The sequence below is a fragment of the Mesorhizobium sp. M0011 genome (assembly GCF_040324155.1).
In the GTDB taxonomy this organism is placed as follows: Bacteria; Pseudomonadota; Alphaproteobacteria; order Rhizobiales; family Rhizobiaceae; genus Mesorhizobium.
The window spans coordinates 1-17127 of record NZ_JAMYVQ010000044.1; the positions used below are offsets into that span (position 1 = coordinate 1).

A 17127-nucleotide genomic window follows, 5' to 3' on the forward strand; every position below is an offset into this window, starting at 1 on the left:
GCCAGCATCGAAGGTTTCTTCACGCCTGACTTGGCTTCACGCCGCTTCCGCCAAACACTTGGCACACGTCCCGCGAAACTCGATCACCGCCTTCTTGGCGGCGAAGCCTGTCGAGCGCACCCATTCGTCCAAGCTGTGGCCGACATCGTGGTCGGACATTTCGGTCACCTGCCCACATGTGTCGCATATCGCGAAGGCGGTCATCGAATGGCTGTGGTCGTGCGGCTCGGCGCAGGCGACGAAAGAATTGATGCTTTCGAGCCGGTGCACGAAACCTGACTTCACCAGCGTGTCGAGCGCTCGATAGACCTGCAGAGGCGCGCGAAAACCGCGCTCGCGCAGTTGGTCGAGCAAGGTATAGGCACTGAGCGGTCCGCTGGCGGTCTCGAGTTTCTCGAGCACGCACAGCTGGTTCTTCGTCAGCACATCCCTTGCCGCCATGATCCTGTTTCCAACTCGCCTTCCGTCGCTTGCGCCGCGCACAAACTATCCATGTACCCATCCAGATAGCGACGAACAGGCATTTTTGCTACTGTTTCCAGCATTCTGCCCGCAAGGCGGTCGAGAACATCGATCGGAGCGGGGCAACAGGCAGGTTGCTCTGCGATGTAACGTTCAAAATACTGACAATATCTTCAGCGAGGATTGCCGCGCTTGGAATTTCGGTCGGGCTTGGGGAAGCAATCATGATCAAATTGACGCGGCGGACGCTGCTGGTCGGCACGTCCGCTTTGACCATGGCCGGCATGGTGTCGTTCCGGACCATGGCCGCATCGCGCACCTATCATGCGCTGCTGGTCGCCTGCACCGAATATCCCAACCTTCCGCAGAGGAATTGGCTGGTCGGGCCGAAGAACGATGCAGCCCTCGTCCGCGACTATCTCCTGAAGAATGTGCCCGACCCGGTGCGGTTCGCGCCGGAGAACGTCACGCTGCTCGCCAAGGATGTCCCCGGCGCCAGTGGCCTGCCGACCCATGCGGCCATCAAGGCCGCATTGGCCGACCTTGCCGCCAAGGTTCAGCGCGACGATTTCGTCTATCTGCATCTGTCCGGTCACGGCGCCCAGCAGCCGCAGATGGTCAAGGGCGACGAAACCGACGGGCTCGACGAGATCTTCCTGCCCGTGGATATCGGAAAATGGATCAACCGCGATGCCGGCGTGCCCAATGCGCTGATCGACAACGAGATCGGCGCGGCACTCGACGCCATCCGCGACAAGGGTGCTTTCGTCTGGGTTGTCTTCGACTGCTGCCATTCCGGCACCGCGACACGCGCCGTTGAGGTCGATGACGAGTTGGAGCGCAAGGTCGAGTTCGCCGACCTGGTCGGCGGCAACGAGGCCGAGCGGGCTGCCGCGATCAAGGCCTATGACGAGGTGATTTCGGTCGCCGGCTCGCGCGGCGTCGACGACAATGGCACGCGCAAGCCCGCCTTCACCCTGACGCCGACCGGTGGCGAACCGATCACCAAGGGCAAACTGGTCGCCTTCTATGCCGCGCAGACGGTGGAGACGACACCGGAAATGCCGCTGCCCAAGGGCATCGCGGATGCGCTGCGGTTCGGCCTGTTCACCTTCACCATCCTGTCGAAACTGGCCGAGAATCCCAACGTCACCTATCGCCAGCTCGGCCAGGCCGTGCTGCAGCAATATTCGGCCGACAGCCGCACCCGGCCGACACCGCTGTTCGAGGGCGAACTGGATGCGCGGGTGTTCGGCACCGACAAGACAGACGCGGTCATGCAGTGGCCTGTCGTCATCAAGGACGGCGAAGCGACAATCGGCGCCGGCCTGCTGCACCGCCTCACCCCCGGCAGCAAGCTCGCCATCCTGCCGTCGGCGCTGTCGCCGCTGTCCGACGCTGTCGGATTTTTGGAAGTGCAGTCGGCAAAAAACCTGGAAAGCCGCGTCAAGCCGGTCGAGTTCGACAAGAAACCGGCGCTCAAAGTCGTCGACATTCCCGCCAACGCCTATGCGCGGGCGGCGGAGATCGCCGTCGACTACAAGCTCGTCTTGGCGCGGCCGGCCGCGGCCAAGGGACTTGAGAAGGAAACCGCTCTGGTCAATGCGGTTCTCGACGAACTGGCCATAGCCAGGGAGACCGGCTTCAACATCGAGCTGGTCGAGCCCGGCAAGAGCGCCGACCTCCGCCTCGCGGTGATGCGCGAGAATGCCGTTCCCGGCGCCGCCAAGGATGCGACCGATAAGCCGGCGCTGTGGTTCCTGCCGGCGTCGGGCGACGTGAGCCTGAAGGACGGCGGCAAACCGCCGCTGATCATCATTCACGACCGCCAGAAGCTGATCGATGCAACGGCCAGGAACCTGCGCACCATCTTCCGCGCCACCGGGCTTTCGCGGCTGGCGGCGGCCTCGGACTACAGGCCCGAGGACGTCGACGTCCAGTTCCAGGTCAAACGTCGCGACAAGGATGGCCTCGAACCGCTGCAGGCTTCGGTTGTGCCGCGCGTCTCGCCGGGCGACGAAGTGCATGTGCTGGCCAAGAACGGCTCGGATCTGCTGGTCGACATCAACGTGCTCTATGTCGGCAGCGACTATTCGATCACCCATATCGTTGCCGAACGCCTCGCCCCGCAAGCCATACTCGAAGAGGGGCTGCTGGCTTTCACCGACACCAGCTTCGGCATGGAACGGATGATCGCGGTTTTGACCGAGGCGCCGCCGGAGAGCGAGAAGCAGGATCTGAGCTTCCTGGCACAGGACGGCGTCGCCTCGGCGACACGCGGAATGGGCTCTGCCAGCTTCTCCGACATGCTGACCGATCTCGGCATGGCGCCGGCAACCCGCTCGGTGATGCGGCTTGCCGACAAGAGCGGCCCGAAAGGCGCGGTGATGATCTTCCCGATGGAGACGGTACCGCGCGCCTGAGCGGATGCCGGCGCGCAGGGCTCTGCGGCGGCTCTTGCGCGATCGGCGCGATATGAGAACATTCCCGGCCGCTGACGCATGACGGCGGATGAAACGGATAGGATCGATTGTGAAGAATTCTGTGTTTTCCTGGCGTGGAACGCTAGCCGGCCTTGCCGGCGGCCTGTTGCTGATCGCCAACGCTTCGGCGGACGAGGCCTGCGGCCTGTGCGTCAAGCAGATCGTCACCAATTCGGAACTGGCGACGTGTTTTCTCGATCAATACGACCAGTTCGCCAAAAGCGGCAGCGACGCGGTTGTCGTCGATCTCAGCAACTGCGCCTCGCGTGGCGTCGTCGAAGCCTTGCCGTCCCCGAACAAGGGGGCGGCGGAGCCTGACGTACAGTTCATGATTTCGCGCCTGCAGTTGCAATGCCTGAAAAAGAAGCTGGAGACGCCGGGCATTGTGCTTGATCCCTCCGCCACCATTGAACTGGACAGCTGCGGATGAAGAAGCCGACGGGCAACACCAGGCAGACAGCAATGACCGCACCCGCGAAAGCGCAGGCCGGCAAACCGGCCCTGCAGGAAACCACCGAGGGTTTCCCGTGGCCAAGCAGCCACGAGATCAAGAAGGAGAGCAACCCCTTCACAGACCGCGATTGGCGGATGCTGGTCTATGCCTGGTCGGGCATGGCCGTGCGTCTCGCCATCATCTTCACCTTGATGTTCTCGGTCTACCAGTTCCTGGCCAACCAAGAGCAGAAGCGTGTCGAGCAGACCATGTCGCTTGTCGAACTTTGGGAGAACAAGGACTACCAGCAGGCGCAGCGCGCGCTGAAAGATCGTCTGACGGCGCTCAACGCCAAATATGACAATCTGCTCAGCGCCAACCCCTCGCCGACCGAGGAGCAGGTGTTCCGGCAACGCATCGGCATCGAGGCGATGACCGCCTCCGGCGGCGACATGCCGCTCGCCGATTTCAGCGAGAATTTCGATCGCATCGTCTATTTCCTCAACCGGCTGTCCTTCTGCATCGACGGCGATTTGTGTTCGCGCAAAGTGACCGATGCCTATTTCCGTGACTATGCCGTCTCTTTCTGGAGCTATTTTGCCGGCTACATAGATAAGCAGCGCAAGGCGGGTTCTCCCACTTTCGCTTCGGCAATCGAGAACTATGTGCGTAGCGGGCCGCCCGCGCCCGAAGCCAAATAGCGGCACGAAAAAAGGCGGCGGGATTGCGCCGCCGCCCTTGTCTCCACCGCCAATGCGCAGCGATTACTTATACAGGCTGTTGATCCACTGGACGTTGGCGGCGTTCAGACGCACGGCGGTGTTCGCGTCAGGGCTCTCCGCCACGTTGACACCGGTGATGATGCGCTGCTTGGCCTTGTTGTCGTAGGCATAGACCGAGCTGCCGCTCGACCCCGGGAACGTATCGCAGTCATACTGGAAATATTCCGGGGCGATATTCTCGGCATGCACTTCGCAGTTTGCCTTCCACATCGTACCCATCGGCTTGTCGCCGGGATAGCCGACGAGGTTGGCGGTGAAGTCGCCGAGATCGTCATAATTGGCATAGCCCAGCCAGCCGAGGTTGGTGCCGACATCCTGCTTCAGCGTGACGATGCCGAGATCCCACAGCAGCACCGAACCATAATAGCCCTGGTAGTTGTCGATGAAGCCTTGCAGCACATAGGCGCTTTCAAAGGAGAAGGCGCCGAACGGTGCGTCGTCGGCTGTGCTGCCGTTGAGACCCGGCACGAACAGATAGTCCGAGAGCCAGTCCTTGTCCTCATGGCTGTAGAGGCAGTGCGCCGCGGTGAGCACCGTGCGCGGGCCGATCAGCGTTGCCGAACAACTGCCGAAGCTGCCCGTCTTCGGCGACTTGGCTTCGAGATAGCCTATTGCCGAGAACGGATAGGTCTTGGTGTTCTTGACCTGCTCGCGATCATCAGTGCCGAAAACCTGGCGGCCGGCTTCGCCTTCGCCAAAATCCGGATCCTCGGTCTTGCGCTCAGCCCCGTCTTTTCCATTGGCCGGCGCATTCAGTTCCTTGATGATCAGGTCCCGCAGCGCTTCGCTCGGCTCGATCTTGATCTCCTTGCCATCGGCGGACCGTCCGACGATGCCATAGGATTTGACAGCCGTCGCCTCGTCAGCAAGCGGCGCGGCGCGGCTGTCTTCGTCAGTCAGCTTCGGTGGTGCGATTGGCTTTGCCCGCCCGGGCTTGTAGTCGCCTGAAGTCACGTCCCGCATGCTTTCGCCATTGCCGGCACTGGCGGAGCCAGGATCGGCGGCGAAAACCGGGGCCGCCCACATTGCGGTGGAAAGCAATGCGGACGCAATAAGTGCGTTTGTCAGTTTTGTCATGGTGAGACTCTCCCAAAAGTCAGCAAGGACTGGATCAAAATACAGAAATATTGTCGAGATCGTGGTGAAGCCGAAAAATGAGTTTGGTTACCGACGTCTGAACCTGATCATTACCCCATGCGGTCTGTCGAAGGCCCCCGCCAAAGACACCCGCGCGGATATATTGCCTAAATTAATACAACATTGGAATGACAAATCGCTTCCACGTAGCCCATGGGGGGCTATAGGGTTTTGAGTGGGTTCCGCACGGGAACGCGATCCGCGAAGCAACGCCTGCTTGCCGGCGACTGGTTCGTTGATCATGCGCCGGGGCTGGCTCGTTCGGGAACGTGTCTCAGGAGGATTTCAGGTGCACATCATCCATCGGTTCAGGCCGATCGCCGCCGCGTCTTTGCTCGGCATCGCCGCAGCCCTTGCGGCCGCCAACACTGCCGAAGCGGACGAAGGCGCCGCCCGACCGGAGGCAGCGGTCTCGCCAATGAAGCGCGTGACGGAAGCCAGGGCGAAGGCCGCGGCGGAGAACCCCGACGGCGCCGACCGCGTCTATGGCGGCAACCAGGCCGAAAAGGGGGCCTATCCGTTCCAGGTCGCGCTGCTCACCACCGACAGGCTGGACGAGAACCCGGCCTCGCAGGCCAATGCACAGTTCTGCGGCGGCAGCCTGATCGCGCCTGAATGGGTGCTGACGGCGGCACACTGCCTCAACGACAAGGGCCAGCCTATTTCGCCGGAGAGCGTCACCGTGCTGACCGGCGCCACCGATCTCAGCGAGGGCAAGCGCCACAAGGTCGTGGAGGTCATCGTCAACGAAGGCTACAGCGAGCAGACGCTGGACAACGACATCGGCCTGCTCCGGCTTGCCGAACCGGCCGACGCTCCGACCATCAAGGTCGCCCATGAGGCAACGCCCGACACCGGCAAGACGACCGTCACCGGCTGGGGCAAGATGCAGGACGGCACCTTTCCGACCACGCTGATGGTCGCCGATCTCGACCTGCAGCCCAACCAGGCCTGCAACAGCGGCATCAAGGCCATCTATGCGCGTGATCTGAAGGCAGCGCTCGGTGATCTGTCCCGCCGTATGCGCTATTCGGAAAAAGGCATCGACGCGGCGGCCAATGCGATCGCCGCCGACATGACCGACCCGCTGACCGGCAACATGATCTGCGCCGGCACCACCAGCGGCGTGCGCGATGCCTGCAACGGCGACAGTGGCGGCCCGCTGTTCATGACCGGTGCCGAAGGCCCGGTCCAAATCGGCGTCGTCAGCTGGGGCGAAGGCCCGGCGGACGGCAGTGCGGCCTGCGGCCACAAGGACGCCTACGGCATCTACACGCGGCTGGCCAACTACACCGGCTGGATCGAGGCGAAGATGAAGACCTCGGCTCCGGCACCGGCAAAGCCCAAGGCGGGACTGGGCACCGCCCAGAAACCAGCCACGCCCTGAAGCAGGGCTATTCGCTTTCAAGCAAAACGGCGGGAGATGTTCCCGCCGCTTTTTGTTTGCCGGCTTATCGAGAGGACTTATTTTCGCGGCGGACCTTTGCGCTCGGCCGAAGCTGCCCACAGATTGATATCGGACTCCCGGGCATAGGTATCGATCTCGGCGAGTTCGGCATCGCTGAAGTCGAGCACCTTGAGCGCGCCGACGCAGTCCTCGACCTGCTCCGGCCGGCTGGCACCGATCAGCGCCGAGGTCACCCTCCCCTTGCGCAGCACCCAGGCCAGCGCCATCTGCGCCAGCGTCTGTCCGCGCTTGCTGGCGATGGCGTCGAGCGCTTTTATGTTGGCGATGGTCTTGTCGTTGATGAAGGCTGTCTTCAGCGACTTGCCCTGGGAGGCGCGGCTGCCGTCCGGAATGCCGCCGAGATACTTGTTGGTCAGCATGCCTTGCGCCAGCGGCGAGAACACGATGGAGCCGACACCGAGCCCTTCGAGCGTGTCGAGCAGGCCGTCTTCCTCCACCCAGCGGTTCAGCATCGAATAGCTCGGCTGGTGGATGACGCAAGGCGTGCCAAGCTGCTTCAAGATATCGGCGGCCTCGCGCGTGCGCTGCGAATTGTAGGACGAGATGCCGGCATAGAGCGCCTTGCCCGAGCGCACGGCATGGTCGAGCGCACCCATCGTTTCTTCCAGCGGCGTGTCGGGATCGAAACGATGCGAATAGAAGATATCGACATAGTCGAGCCCCATGCGCTTCAGGCTCTGGTCGAGGCTGGCCAGAATGTATTTGCGCCCGCCCCATTCGCCGTAGGGACCGGCCCACATTTCGTAGCCGGCCTTCGTCGAGATGATCAGTTCGTCGCGGTAGGCGGCGAAGTCGGTGCGCAGGATTTCGCCGAAAGCGGCCTCGGCAGAACCGGGCGGCGGACCGTAATTGTTGGCGAGGTCGAAATGCGTGATGCCGAGGTCGAAGGCCTTGCGCGCGATCGCCTGCTTGGTCCTGTGCGGCGTGTCGTTGCCGAAATTATGCCACAACCCCAGCGAGATTGCCGGCAGCTTCAGGCCGGAGCGGCCACAGCGGTTGTAGATCATCTTTCCATAGCGGTTTTCGGCAGGCGTGTAGGGCATCGGAAAATCCTCAAATGGAAACGGCCGGTCGGCTGCATCGCGACAGCGCGGCGAGTCGGCTCTGTCCCTCACCCTTACCCCCTCCCCGTCGGAACGGGGAGAGGTTTGAGGTGCACGGACTACTTCTTCTTCGCCAAAAGCTCCTTGGCTTCCTTGACGCCAAGTGCCGCCGGCCGTTCGCAGGTGGTCTGCATGGCGACGAACTTGCCGGTTTCGCCGGAGCGCAACAGGCCGGTCATCACGTCGACGGCGTGCAGCGCCAGCTCCATCGAACAGCGGTGCGGCCGGCCTTCCGCGATCGCCACCGCCATGTCGGCGAGGCCCGATGTGCGGTAGTTGGCCATCATGCCTTGCGAATGCATCTCGTTGGGCACGCCGAACGGATGCGGCCAGTTCGGCAGCTTCTTGACCGGCTTGGCCGCGTCGGTGAAGCGAACGTCACCACCGAAGAAGTTCGGGTCCGGCACGAACACCGTACCCGCCTCGCCATAGAGTTCCATCGGCGCGTGGCCGTGGGCCCAGACGTCCCAGCTGGTGATGAGCGTTATAACGGCACCGTTCTCGAACTCCAGCAGCCCATGGATGGTCGTCGGCGTGTTGACCGGTATCTTTTCACCCGCGCGCGGCTTTGAACTGATCGTCCGCTCCTTGGCCGGCGTCGTCGCGAAGGCCGCGACCTGTTTCACCGGTCCGATCAGCTGGATCAGATTGGTGATGTAGTAAGGCCCGATATCGAGCACGGGACCGGCGCCCGGCTGGAAGAAGAAATCCGGATTGGGGTGCCAATGCTCCATGCCGTGGCCCATGACATGACAGGTACCACTCGTGACCTTGCCAAGCTTGCCGGTGTCGATCAGGTTGCGCACCAGCTGGTGCGCGCCGCCGAGGAAAGTGTCTGGCGCCGAGCCGATCCGAAGACCCTTTTTCTGCGCCCGCTTCTTAAGGTCGAGCCCTTCCTTGACCGACAGCACGAACGGTTTTTCCGAATAAACGTGCTTGCCGGCGTCGAGTATCTGCTTCGACACCTCATAATGCACCGCCGGGATGGTCAGGTTGACGATGATGTCGATGTCGTCGGCCCTGAGCAGGTCTTCGACGGTCTCGGCGCGCAGCTTGAACTCCTTCGCCCGAGCCCTGGCCGCCTCCATGTTGATGTCGGCGCAGGCACGCATCTCGATGCCGCGAAACAGCGGCGCCAGCGAAAAATACGCTTTCGAGATGTTGCCGCAGCCGATGACGCCGATGCCAAGTTTCTTTGCCATGCTGATTGCTCCTAATAGGTTTTGGCGGCTGCGATGGAGCGGCGGGCGAAACGCTCGATGTCGTTGGGGTTGTCCTGTTCCATGACGTAGTATTGGGCAGCACTCTTGGCACGCAGCACCCTGATCAGACCGGCCCAGTCGATGGTGCCATGGCCGACATCCGACCAGCCATCCTCATCCAGCCCCTCGCCGGGCTTGGCCATGTCCTTGACGTGGACGGCACTGATGCGCTTGCCGTGTTTCTCGATCCACGGCAACGGATCATCGCCGCCGCGCACCACCCAGGCAACGTCCATCTCCCAGCTGACATCGGGCGCGGATGACAGGATGTGGTCCTGCGGCACCGATCCGTCGGCAAGTTTCTTGAACTCGAAATCATGGTTGTGCCAGGCAAAGCCGTAGCCAGCCTTTTTCGCGGCGTCGCCGACCTTTGCCAGACGCTCACCAAAGCCGCTCCAGCCGGCGGCGTCGGATGGCCGCTGGTCGGGCATCAGGAAAGGGCAGATGAGCAGCGTGATACCGAGTGCGTCGGCGGTTCTGCGCACGCCGTCGAAATCGTTCTCGAGAGCGTCGATCGAGAAATGCCCAGTCGGCATGGCAAGCCCGTTCTTGTCGAGCTCGGCACGGAATGCCTCGGGATCATCATAGACGCCGCCAAAACCTTCGACCTGAGCGTAGCCGAGCTTGCCGAGCGTGGCGAGCACACCGTCCCAGGGTTGGAAATTGCGGGCGCTGTAAAGTTGGAATGACCAATTCATCGTCTCTGTCCGTTTCACTTGGGGATTGTCGTTGGAAGGTTGGTTCTCGGAAGCTAGATGCGTGTGCCGGTTGCGGTGTCGAAAAGCGAGGCGCGCATCGGATCGAAGCCAAGCGTCACCGCCTCGTCGTTCTTGGGCGTGCGTTCCGAGGTCACCCGGACGCTGAAATTCTGCTGGGCAAGCTTCAGCCAGACCAGCGTGTCGGAGCCCATGGGCTCGACCACCTCGACATTGGCGGCTATCGAGAACGGCCAGCCGGTGCCACTGTTCAGACTGACATGCTCGGGCCTGATACCGAATGTGACGGGGCCGGGAGCCGGAGGCTTGGCAAAGTCGTAAGTGCCGAGCGGGATCTTGATATCCTCGGCCGCGAACCGCCAGCCGCCGTCCGCGTCTTCCAGACGGCCATCGACGAAGTTCATTGCGGGCGAGCCGAGGAAGCCGGCGACGAAGCGGTTGACCGGACGGTTGTAGATGGTCTGCGGCGCATCGAGCTGCTGGATGACGCCGCCCTTCATCACCGCGATACGGTCGGCCAGCGTCATCGCCTCGATCTGGTCGTGGGTGACGTAGATCATGGTGTTCTGCAGCTTGCGATGCAGCAGCTTGATCTCGACGCGCAGTTCGGCGCGCAGCTTGGCATCGAGATTGGACAGCGGCTCGTCGAACAGGAACACGTCGACATCGCGCACCAGCGCCCGTCCGATGGCGACGCGCTGGCGCTGGCCGCCGGAAAGTGCGGCCGGCTTACGCTGCAGCAGCGGCTCGATCTGCAGGATTTCAGCCGCCCGCGCGATCCGCTTGGCGATCTCTTCTCTTGGCGTGCCGGCGACACGCAGCCCGAAGGACAGGTTCTTCTCCACCGTCATTTGCGGATAGAGCGCATAGGACTGGAACACCATGCCGATGCCGCGGTCCTTGGGCTCTTCCCAGGTGACGTTCTTGCCCTTGATGAAGATGCGGCCTTCGGAGACATCGAGCAGGCCGGCAATGCAGTTGAGCAAGGTCGACTTGCCGCAGCCGGACGGCCCGAGCAGCACGATGAACTCGCCATCGGCGACATCGAGATTGAGCGTCTCCAGGACGGTCACCGCGCCGAAATTCAGCGACAGGTCCTGGATCGAAACGCTGGTATCGTTGGCTGCCGTCATCGCCATCACCCCTTCACCGCGCCGGCGGCGATGCCGCGTACGAAAAGCTTGCCGGAAATGAAGTAGACGATCAGCGGCACAAGCCCGGTCAGGATGGTTGCGGCCATGTTGACGTTGTACTCCTTCACGCCTTGCACCGAATTGACGATGTTGTTGAGCTGCACCGTCATCGGATAGGTGTCGGGGCGGGTGTAGACGACGCCGAACAGGAAGTCGTTCCAGATGCCGGTCACCTGCAGGATGATGGCGACGACGAAGATCGGCAGCGACATCGGCAGCATGATGCGCAGGAAGATGCCCCAGAAGCCGGCGCCGTCGACGCGTGCCGCCCGGAACAGCTCTTCCGGCATCGATGCGAAATAATTGCGGAACAGCAGCGTCAGGATCGGCATGCCGAAAATGGAATGGACGATCACCAGCCCGCTGAGGCTGCCGTAGAGGCCGATTTCGCGCAGGATGATGACGATCGGATAGATCATCACCTGGTAGGGAATGAAGGCGCCGACGATCAGGATGATGAAGAACGTGTCGGCGCCCTTGAAGCGCCAATTGGCCAGTGCATAACCATTCACCGAGGCGATGGCGATCGACAGCAGCACCGACGGCACGGTGATCCGCACCGAATTCCAGAAACCGCGCGAGAGCCCGTCGCAGTTAAGGCCGGTGCAGGCCGTTGACCACGCCTTGACCCACGGCTCGAAGGTGATCTCGAGCGGCGGTGAGAAGATGTTGCCGAGCCGGATCTCCGGCATGCCCTTGAGTGAGGTGACGACCATGACATAGAGCGGCAAGAGGTAGTAGACCGCCATGACGAACAATGTGCCGTAGAGGAAGACGTTGCGGCGCGAAATCACGCGGCGCGGCTTTGGACCGTAGGGCCCGGCGATGTCCTGGCGCGCGCCGGCGGCAGTGCTTGCTTGAGCGGTGATGTCTGCAATGCTCATTTGCGTCGCCCGAACTCGAGATAGGCCCAAGGCACGATGACGGTCACCACCGAGAGCAGCATCATGGTCGAGGCGGCAAAACCCTGGCCGAGGTTCTGGGCGAAGAACATATAGTCGTAGACGTATTTGGCCGGCACTTCGGATGCGATGCCCGGGCCGCCGCTGGTCTGGGCCACGACCAGGTCATAGACCTTGACGATGCCGGAAGCGATGATGACGAGCGTGGTGATGAAGACCGGCCGCATCATCGGGATGACGATGAACAGATAGGTCTTCCACATCGGGATCCCATCCACGCGCGCCGCCTTCCAGATGTCTTCGTCGATACCGCGCAGGCCGGCCAGCATCAGGCACATGATGAGCCCGGTGCCTTGCCACAGCGCAGCGATCGATATGCCGTAGATGACGATGCTGGAATTGTAGAGCGGGTCGAAGCTGAAGCTCGTCCAGCCCAAGTCCCGCACGACATGCTGGATGCCGAAATCCGGATTGAGCAACCACTGCCAGACCAGGCCGGTGACGATGAAGGAGAGCGCGAAAGGATAGAGGAAGATCGTGCGGAACGTGTCCTCGAAGCGGATCTTCTGATCGAGCAGCGCGGCAAGCAGAAAACCGATGACCAGCGAGAACACCAGGGAGATCGCGCCGTAGATCAACAGGTTCTCGATCGAGATCAGCCAGCGCGGCGCCGCCCACAGGCGGTAATACTGGTCGAGCCCGACGAAATTCAGGCGCGGCAGGAGCTTCGAATTGGTGAAGGAATAGAGCACCGTCCAAACGGTGCCGCCGACGAAAACCACCATGGCGGTGAGGATCATCGGGATCGAGGCGACCTTCGCATTGAGGTTGCGGAACAGAAGGTTGGGGCGTTCGCTCTTGCTCATCTCGTCAGCCGGCTGGGTAAGGGCGGTGCATTCCCGGCCCTGCATTCGCAAGGCCGGGAATGAGGCGGGTTGCCTCCAGCGTCAGTCCGCCGAAGCGATGAGGTCGGCGAAGCGCTTCTGCGCGTCTTCGATGGTCAGTTCCGGCTTGGCGAAGAATTCGGCGAAAAGGTCTTCCTTCTGTTTCTGGGTGTCCTGTGAAAGCAGTTGGTCCGTCCACGGCATGACGGCGCCCTTGGCAAGAATGGCGAGGCCCTTCTTCATGCAGTCGTTGGCCGCATTGAGATCGACGTCGCCGCGCACCGGCAGGGATCCCTTCTTTAGATTGAAGGCAACCTGCGTCTTGGGATCGAGCAGCGTCTCGGCCAGCACCTCCTGCGCCTTGCTCTTGTCGGCATCCTTGAGCAGCGGGAAATAGAAGGCGTCACCGCCCGTGGCTATGACCTCGTTCAGCCCAAGGCCCGGCAGGCAGGTATAATCCTTGCCGGCGGTCTTGCCGGCAACCTGGAACTCGCCCTGCGCCCAGTCGCCCATGATCTGGCCAGCGGCCTTGCCGGTGATGACCAGGTTGGTCGCCTGGTTCCAGTCCTGCACATTGGTGTTCTTCGCCATCTTGCGGGCATCGTCCGCGGCCTTGAAGACCTTGGCGACTTCGGGCCCGGCGGCGAACTTGGCATCCTTGTCCTTGTAGACCTTGAGGAATGTGTCCGTACCGCCCACAGCCGCAAGCAGGACGTCGAAGGCACCGGAGGATTGCCAGGCCTGACCGCCGACGGCGAGCGGGATGATGCCGGCCTTTTCCAGCGCCGGCGCTGCCGCCACGAATTCATTCCAGTCCTTCGGCAACGGCACGCCGGCCTTCGCGAAGGCTTCGTTGGACAGCCACAGCCACTGCCAGGAATGGATGTTGACGGGCACGCAGTAGATCTTGCCGTCGATGGTGCAGCCGTCGAGCAGGCTCTTCGGCCGGACGACATCAGTCCACTTGCCCTTGGTGGCGACGTCGGTGAGGTCGCGCATCAGGCCGGCCTGCACCAGTTCCTCCGCCTGCCGGCCATGGTTGAACTGCGTGGCGCCCATCGGATCGCCACCGGTGATGCGGCTGATCATGATTGGCCGCGCCGTGCCGCCGGAGCCGGCAATGGCGCCATCCACCCAGTGGTTGCCGGTTGCATCGAATGCCTTGGCAAGTTCCGCAACCGCCGCCGCCTCGCCGCCCGACGTCCACCAATGGGTGACTTCCAGGTCCGTCGCGGCCGCCTGGCCGGCAAACTGCAACGCGGCCGTCGCTGCCAGCGCAGCGGTCAAAAGTTTGTATCGCATTTCGGCTCCTCCCAGAATCTGAAACGTTACAGATTTTCGATACGGCAATTGCGCGGGCTGTGCAACCCATCAACGAAGCGCCCTCGATATTTTTTCGGACCGCGAACAAATTCGCATGAATGATCGCGCTTCCCATGCACTGCAGCATGGTTTGCTGCGGCGCAAACACCGAAATGCCGCCTGATACGGACAAAAGGCGGCGGCAGAGGCGATTTCTCCTGGAATCCCAATGCGTTTCGCAAAAGAACCATCCACCTCGTGGCGATGGACATGTAACTCGATATGGCAATCTGTAACGTTTCAGTATATTGAGCTTTGCCGGGGCTGGAACGCATATCGTACCGCTATGGCGGCGATTGCCGACATGGCTCGCGGCTGCTATGCGCCTGACGGGCGGGACGAATGGACAGACAGCGTACGGACAAGAACGGGGAGACCTCGGCACAGGGACGGCCGACGTTGAAGACGCTTGCCTTCATGACCGGGCTCGGCGTCACCACTGTGTCACGCGCCTTGAAGGATGCCCCGGAAATCGGCGCCGAAACCAGGCGTCGCGTCCAGCTCGTCGCCAAGCAGATCGGCTACCGGCCGAACCGCGCCGGCGTGCGTCTGCGCACCGGCAGGACCAATGTCATCAGCCTCGTGCTCAACACCGACCGCGAGATCATGAGCTTCGTCTCGGACATCATCTACGGCGTTTCGGAAGTGCTCGCCGAAACGCCCTATCACCTGATCGTCACGCCCTATTCCCGCTCGCAGGATCCGATGGAGCCGATCCGCTATCTCGTCGAGACCGGCTCGGCCGACGGAGTCATCATTTCGCGCACCCAACCGAACGATCCGCGCGCCCGCTACATGCTCGAGCACGGCATGCCCTTTGCCACGCATGGGCGCACCGACATGGGCCTCGTCCATCCCTACCATGACTTCGACAACCATGTTTTCGCGATGGAAGCCGTGCGCCGCCTGGCGAGCATGGGCAGGCACAAGCTGGCGCTTCTGTCGCCGCCGCCCGGGCTGACCTATTATGGCCACACGCTGAACGGCTTTGCCGATGCGCTAAGCGAGGTCGGAGCCAGCGAAATTCCGTTCAACACCGTTTCCATCGATCACACGATCGAGCAGATCAGGACCAGAACCGCGCAGGTGATGCGCCGCGAGAACAGGCCGGACGGCTTCGTCAGCAGCGCTGCCGCCGCGACACTGGCGATCGTCGCCGGCATCGAGGATGCCGGCCTCAAGCTTGGCCGCGACGTCGATGTCGTGTCCAAGCAGTCGTCGGACCTGTTGCACCTGTTCCGGCCGGAATTGCTCGTCGTCAACGAGAACTTCCGCCTGGCCGGCTCCGATCTCGCCCGCTCCGTGCTCGGCTGGATCGGCGGCGCCGCACCCGGCTCGTTGCAGCGCCTGGTCGCCACCAGCGAGGTTCGGGCGTTCAGCCCGCCGGTTTCCGTTTAGGCCCTTGGGCTAACCAGCCGCACCGCTTCCCCACGGCCCATGGAACGCGCCTTTGTCGTCGATACGCTCGAAGCCGTGCGCGCCGAAAAAGTCGCGCTGCGCCTGGATCAGGTTCGACGTGCCGCGGCCCTGGCGGTAGCTGTCGAAATAGGCAAGTGCGGAAGACAGCGCCGGAACCGGCGAGCCGGCCTCCGAAGCCCTCGCCACGATGCGCCGCAGCGACGGATGCGCTTCCTGCATCAGCGCAATGAAGGCCGGGGCCATCAGCAGGTTGGTCGAGGCGCCGCCCTTGCTGAAGGCCTCCGCCATGGTGTCGAGCATCTGCGAGCGGATGATGCAGCCGGCGCGCCAGATCCTGGCGATGGTCGGCATTGGCAGGTTCCAGTTGAATTCCTTGGAGGCGCCGCTCATCACCGCAAAACCTTGGGCGTAGGCGGCGATCTTGCCGGCGAACAGCGCCAGTTCCAGATCTTTCAGCAAGGCGTCCTTGTCACCGGAAATCTTCGTCACGCCGATGTTGCCATAGGCCTTTTCCGCCGCCAGCCGCTCGTCCTTGATCGACGATAGAACGCGCGCCGCCACCGCCGCCTCGATCGCGGTGGCCGGGATGCCGAGCTGCTGCGCCTCGATGACAGACCATTTGCCGGTGCCCTTCTGGCCGGCGCGATCAAGGATGATGTCGACCACCGGCTTGCCGGTCTTCGGATCGTCTGATGCCAGCACCTTGGCGGTGATCTCGATCAGGTAGGAATTGAGCCGGCCCTTGTTCCAGTTGGCGAACACCGTGCCGATCTCCTTCGGGTCCATGCCCAGGCCGTCGCGCAGGATGCCGTAGATCTCCGCGATCATCTGCATGTCGGCATATTCGATGCCGTTATGGATGGTCTTGACGAAATGTCCGGCGCCGTCGGTGCCGAGCCATGCCGCGCAGGGTTCGTCCTTGAACTTGGCGGAGATCGCCGTCAGCACCTTCTCGACGCGTTTCCATGAGTCCTCCGTGCCGCCGACCATGATCGACGGTCCGTGGCGCGCACCCTCCTCGCCGCCGGACACGCCCATGCCGATGAAGGTGAGACCCGAGCCGGAAAGCTCGGAGAAGCGCCGCATCGTGTCGCGGAAATTGGCGTTGCCGGCGTCGATGACGATGTCGTTGGCCGACAGCACGCCGCGCAGAGCCGCGATCTGTTCGTCGACCGGCTTGCCGGCCAGCACCATGATGATGATCGGGCGCGGCGGCCGGATCGCGGCGGCAAGCTCTTCCAGGCTGTAGCAGGGCACGACCATGTCCCTGAGCGCGCCGGCATTCTCGATGAAAGCGTCCGTGCGCGCCCTGGTGCGGTTGAAGACGGCGATGCGATGCCCGTGCTCGGCGATGTTGAGCGCCAGGTTGGAGCCCATCGTGCCAAGGCCGATCAGGCCGATTTCGGCTTTTTCCATCGTTTTTTTCCTGCCTTCGGATTTTGTTGAGATCGCGTTTTGCCGCGATGATTGACGGGCCTTTCGGGCTGCGTCAACCGCCCCGCCGAATTGTGTTGATGCCGC

15 protein-coding genes are annotated in these 17127 nt (G+C 62.5%); 5 read left to right on the top strand and 10 right to left on the bottom strand.

The genetic code is table 11. The features are described from left to right. Positions 1–36: 36 nt before the first annotated feature. Positions 37–441: a Fur family transcriptional regulator gene (locus NKK51_RS29880; RefSeq protein ID WP_013529546.1), complete on the bottom strand. Its 405-nt coding sequence runs from the start codon at positions 439–441 to the stop codon at positions 37–39. Between the two features lie 245 nt (positions 442–686). Between NKK51_RS29880 and NKK51_RS29885 the strand changes: the two genes are divergently transcribed. From NKK51_RS29885 to NKK51_RS29895, 3 genes are all read left to right on the top strand, one after another. After that, positions 687–2885 carry a caspase family protein gene (locus NKK51_RS29885; protein ID WP_352555780.1) on the top strand — a complete coding sequence of 733 codons (2199 nt, stop codon included), beginning with the start codon at positions 687–689 and terminating at the stop codon, positions 2883–2885. A gap of 109 nt (positions 2886–2994) precedes the next feature. Continuing rightward, on the top strand, positions 2995–3375 hold the full coding sequence (locus NKK51_RS29890) for a hypothetical protein (RefSeq protein WP_128303232.1): 381 nt from the start codon (positions 2995–2997) through the stop codon (positions 3373–3375). Then, positions 3372–4079 carry a DUF4760 domain-containing protein gene (locus NKK51_RS29895; RefSeq protein ID WP_352555782.1) on the top strand — a complete coding sequence of 236 codons (708 nt, stop codon included), beginning with the start codon at positions 3372–3374 and terminating at the stop codon, positions 4077–4079. The genes NKK51_RS29890 and NKK51_RS29895 overlap by 4 nt, the downstream gene beginning before the upstream one ends. A 63-nt stretch (positions 4080–4142) precedes the next feature. Here the strand turns inward: NKK51_RS29895 and NKK51_RS29900 are convergent, their stop codons facing one another. Continuing rightward, positions 4143–5237, bottom strand: a complete 1095-nt coding sequence (locus NKK51_RS29900) for a trypsin-like serine peptidase (protein ID WP_352555784.1) — start codon at positions 5235–5237, stop codon at positions 4143–4145. 349 nt (positions 5238–5586) lie between these two features. Here NKK51_RS29900 and NKK51_RS29905 point away from each other — a divergent pair, with 349 nt between their 5' ends. After that, positions 5587–6684, top strand: coding sequence for a S1 family serine peptidase (locus NKK51_RS29905; RefSeq protein ID WP_352555786.1), 1098 nt, complete (start codon positions 5587–5589; stop codon positions 6682–6684). 77 nt (positions 6685–6761) lie between these two features. Here the strand turns inward: NKK51_RS29905 and mgrA are convergent, their stop codons facing one another. The 7 genes from mgrA to NKK51_RS29940 form a co-directional block, all read right to left on the bottom strand. Then, positions 6762–7808: an L-glyceraldehyde 3-phosphate reductase gene (mgrA, locus tag NKK51_RS29910; protein ID WP_352555787.1), complete on the bottom strand. Its 1047-nt coding sequence runs from the start codon at positions 7806–7808 to the stop codon at positions 6762–6764. A 119-nt stretch (positions 7809–7927) separates the two neighbouring features. Then, entirely contained in the window at positions 7928–9070 is a 1143-nt protein-coding gene (locus tag NKK51_RS29915; protein WP_352555789.1) for a Gfo/Idh/MocA family protein, read from the bottom strand. An 11-nt stretch (positions 9071–9081) separates the two neighbouring features. Further along, positions 9082–9828: a sugar phosphate isomerase/epimerase family protein gene (locus tag NKK51_RS29920; protein WP_352555791.1), complete on the bottom strand. Its 747-nt coding sequence runs from the start codon at positions 9826–9828 to the stop codon at positions 9082–9084. A gap of 53 nt (positions 9829–9881) precedes the next feature. After that, the gene (locus tag NKK51_RS29925; protein ID WP_023812494.1) at positions 9882–10979 is read right to left on the bottom strand and encodes an ABC transporter ATP-binding protein; all 1098 of its coding nucleotides are present in this window, start codon (positions 10977–10979) and stop codon (positions 9882–9884) included. Positions 10980–10984: 5 nt separating this feature from the next. Beyond that, complete coding sequence (locus tag NKK51_RS29930; RefSeq protein WP_023812493.1) at positions 10985–11923, bottom strand: carbohydrate ABC transporter permease; 939 nt, start codon at positions 11921–11923, stop codon at positions 10985–10987. Further along, positions 11920–12807 carry a carbohydrate ABC transporter permease gene (locus NKK51_RS29935; RefSeq protein WP_031213532.1) on the bottom strand — a complete coding sequence of 296 codons (888 nt, stop codon included), beginning with the start codon at positions 12805–12807 and terminating at the stop codon, positions 11920–11922. The genes NKK51_RS29930 and NKK51_RS29935 overlap by 4 nt, the downstream gene beginning before the upstream one ends. An 81-nt stretch (positions 12808–12888) precedes the next feature. Then, on the bottom strand, positions 12889–14127 hold the full coding sequence (locus NKK51_RS29940; RefSeq protein ID WP_023812491.1) for an ABC transporter substrate-binding protein: 1239 nt from the start codon (positions 14125–14127) through the stop codon (positions 12889–12891). 402 nt (positions 14128–14529) lie between these two features. Between NKK51_RS29940 and NKK51_RS29945 the strand changes: the two genes are divergently transcribed. Beyond that, a complete protein-coding gene (locus NKK51_RS29945; protein ID WP_023812490.1) occupies positions 14530–15585 on the top strand; it encodes a LacI family DNA-binding transcriptional regulator in 1056 nt (351 codons plus the stop codon). A 9-nt stretch (positions 15586–15594) separates the two neighbouring features. Here the strand turns inward: NKK51_RS29945 and gnd are convergent, their stop codons facing one another. Then, the gene (gene gnd, locus NKK51_RS29950; protein ID WP_023812489.1) at positions 15595–17022 is read right to left on the bottom strand and encodes an NADP-dependent phosphogluconate dehydrogenase; all 1428 of its coding nucleotides are present in this window, start codon (positions 17020–17022) and stop codon (positions 15595–15597) included. Positions 17023–17127: the final 105 nt, after the last annotated feature.

Coding starts and splice junctions, on each gene's coding strand:
- NKK51_RS29880 (WP_013529546.1), bottom strand. CDS start 441: ATGGCGGCAAGGGATGTGCTGACGAAGAACCAGCTGTGCGTGCTCGAG.
- NKK51_RS29885 (WP_352555780.1), top strand. CDS start 687: ATGATCAAATTGACGCGGCGGACGCTGCTGGTCGGCACGTCCGCTTTG.
- NKK51_RS29895 (WP_352555782.1), top strand. CDS start 3,372: ATGAAGAAGCCGACGGGCAACACCAGGCAGACAGCAATGACCGCACCC.
- NKK51_RS29900 (WP_352555784.1), bottom strand. CDS start 5,237: ATGACAAAACTGACAAACGCACTTATTGCGTCCGCATTGCTTTCCACC.
- mgrA (WP_352555787.1), bottom strand. CDS start 7,808: ATGCCCTACACGCCTGCCGAAAACCGCTATGGAAAGATGATCTACAAC.
- NKK51_RS29915 (WP_352555789.1), bottom strand. CDS start 9,070: ATGGCAAAGAAACTTGGCATCGGCGTCATCGGCTGCGGCAACATCTCG.
- NKK51_RS29920 (WP_352555791.1), bottom strand. CDS start 9,828: ATGAATTGGTCATTCCAACTTTACAGCGCCCGCAATTTCCAACCCTGG.
- NKK51_RS29925 (WP_023812494.1), bottom strand. CDS start 10,979: ATGACGGCAGCCAACGATACCAGCGTTTCGATCCAGGACCTGTCGCTG.
- NKK51_RS29930 (WP_023812493.1), bottom strand. CDS start 11,923: ATGAGCATTGCAGACATCACCGCTCAAGCAAGCACTGCCGCCGGCGCG.
- NKK51_RS29935 (WP_031213532.1), bottom strand. CDS start 12,807: ATGAGCAAGAGCGAACGCCCCAACCTTCTGTTCCGCAACCTCAATGCG.
- NKK51_RS29940 (WP_023812491.1), bottom strand. CDS start 14,127: ATGCGATACAAACTTTTGACCGCTGCGCTGGCAGCGACGGCCGCGTTG.
- NKK51_RS29945 (WP_023812490.1), top strand. CDS start 14,530: ATGGACAGACAGCGTACGGACAAGAACGGGGAGACCTCGGCACAGGGA.
- gnd (WP_023812489.1), bottom strand. CDS start 17,022: ATGGAAAAAGCCGAAATCGGCCTGATCGGCCTTGGCACGATGGGCTCC.